2 protein-coding genes are annotated in these 2504 nt (G+C 29.9%); one reads left to right on the top strand and one right to left on the bottom strand.

Going from position 1 to position 2504, the window contains the following annotated elements:
* Window positions 1-885: sensor histidine kinase KdpD (locus Q0V15_RS12965; RefSeq protein WP_297439558.1), on the top strand; the 885-nt coding region annotated here is incomplete at its 5' end.
* Window positions 886-919: 34 nt separating this feature from the next.
* On the opposite strand, the gene Q0V15_RS12960 is transcribed toward Q0V15_RS12965, so the two are convergent.
* Complete coding sequence (locus tag Q0V15_RS12960) at window positions 920-2431, bottom strand: BCCT family transporter (protein WP_297439557.1); 1512 nt, start codon at window positions 2429-2431, stop codon at window positions 920-922.
* Window positions 2432-2504 lie beyond the last annotated feature (73 nt).

Genomic DNA, 2504 nt, shown 5'->3' with positions numbered 1-2504 from the left:
GTTTTTTTAATAATAGTTATAATAGTTTTAGCCTCTTTTATATATTTTTTTGTTAAAGAAATAAGACGGATAACAAAGAAGATTGATAATTATAATGAGCTTAAAACTAGGCAGAAAATTGATATAAGTTTTAGAAATAAAGATATAGAAAATTTAGCTATATCTATAAATAGACAGCTTGAAATATCTAATAATTTAAGGCTTAGTGATAAAAAATCACAAGAAGAATTAAAGGGACTTATATCGAGTATATCTCATGATTTAAGGACACCTCTTACATCTGTTATTGGATATATTCAAATGGGGAAAAATATTGAAGTTTCAGATGATAAAAAGAAACTCTACCTTGCGAAAGCAGAGGATAAAGCTAAAGATTTACAAAGTCTAATAAGTCAGTTTTTTATGTTATCAGTAATTGAGGAAAAAGACTATAAACTTAATATAGAGAAGATAAATTTAAGTGAATTAACTTTTGATACAGTAACAAGTTTTTATAATCAATTTGAAGAAAGTAGCTTAGAACTTGATTTACAGATAGAGAGTGAAGATTTATTTGTATTTGCAGATACTATAGGTACTAAAAGAGTTATAGAAAATTTAATGGGTAATGTAATAAAACATTCATATGGGAAGGTTAAAATAAGTTTAGTAAGAAAAGATGATAAGGTAGTTTTAGAAGTGGTAAATAAAGCTGATGATTTGAATAAAGAAGATATAAGTGTAATATTTAATAAGTTTTATAAGCATGATGTATCAAGAAGTAATAATATTAATACAGGACTTGGACTTGCTATTGTAAAGACGTTAATAGAAAAAATGTATGGTAGTGTAGATGCAAAATATGAAGCTGGATACCTTTATATTATATGTAATTTTAAAATATAAAAATGGATGTGATTTTTGAAATCACATCCATTTTTTATTCATCTTTTATTGGTTTAGTTTTATTTTTTGCTTTAAGAAGAGGAGATTCACTTTTAAGCTCCTTTATAAATGAGGCAAACATTAGTATGAGTATAATGCTAAAGGGCAGGGCAGTTAAAATTGACATAGTTTGTAGGCCTTTCAGTCCACCACTCATAAGTAGTGACACTGCAACTCCAGATTCAAGTACACCCCAAATTATTTTTGTTGAAACTTTAGGGTTAACATCTCCATTTGAACTAAACATTCCAAGTACATATGTAGCAGAGTCTGCTGATGAAACAAAGAAAGTCATAATTAAAATTATACATATAACGCTTAGGATTGTGCCAAGTGGCAGACTTCTAAGCGTTACAAATAAAGTTGAGGAAATATTGTTTTTTACAAGATTAGTTAAATCAAGGCTCGTATTCATTTGAAGGTTTAAAGCGGTACCTCCAAATACTGAGAACCAGAAGAAACTGAAAACTGTTGGGACAAGTAAAACTCCAAGAACAAATTCTCTAATAGTTCTACCTTGTGAAATAGTTGCTATAAATACTCCAACAAATGGTGACCAAGCAATCCACCAAGCCCAGTAGAATAAAGTCCAGTTAGCAATCCAACTTGAGTCATTAAATGGTCTAAGTCTTAGACTAAGTGAGATAATGTTTTGGAAGTATTCACCAAGGGTATTTGTAAAAATCTCAAGTATCTTAGCAGTTGGTCCAAGTGTGAAAACAAATAATAAAAGGAGAACTGCAATAGCTATATTTGCATTACTTAAAATTTTAATTCCTTTTTCAAGTCCCGTTGATGAGGATATTAAGAATAGCACAGTAGCAACTGCTATAATTATTATCTGAACAAAAGTAGTAATTGGTACCCCAAAGATATTATTAAGTCCACCATTAATTTGTAGTGCTCCAAGCCCAAGGGAGGTTGCTACTCCAAAAGCTGTAGCTATTATTGTAAGAATATCTACAATTAAAATAATAGCTTTTTTCAGGGGAAAAGTATCTTTAAATAGTGGTGTGATTGTTTCACTAACTAAAAGTTTTTTGCCTTTTCTAAATTTAAAGTAAGCTATGACAAGCCCAACAAAGGAGTAAATAGCCCAGGCATGTAATCCCCAGTGGAAGAAGCAATACATCATTCCAGCATTTGCAGCCTTTGTTGTCATTGGTTCAATTCCAAGTGGTGGAAAAATATAATGGTCAAGAGGCTCTGCAACGCCCCAAAATATAATTCCGATTCCCATACCAGCACTGAAAAGCATAGAAAACCAAGTTATATTATTAAACTTAGGTTTATCAGTATCCTTTCCAAGTTTTAGTCTTCCATATTTGCTAAGTGCAAGCCAAATTATAAAAACTAGAATAGTGAATGTTATTATGAGAAATAGCCAGCCAAATTTTGATGTTGTAAAATGTAAAGCTGATGTGGCTAAGTAACTTAAAGTATTTGATGAGATAAGTCCCCATAAAACAAATATTCCAATAAAGATTATAGATATGTAAAATACCATTTAAACACCTCATTTATTTTTCGTTATCTTTACATAGGTTTAGTTTCTCTTAAAGTAATATAATTATTCATTT

Source organism: uncultured Clostridium sp. (assembly GCF_947036855.1).
In the GTDB taxonomy this organism is placed as follows: Bacteria; Bacillota; Clostridia; order Clostridiales; family Clostridiaceae; genus Sarcina.
The sequence above is the reverse complement of the archived record's forward strand: the minus strand, read 5'-3'. Positions and strand labels throughout refer to the sequence as shown.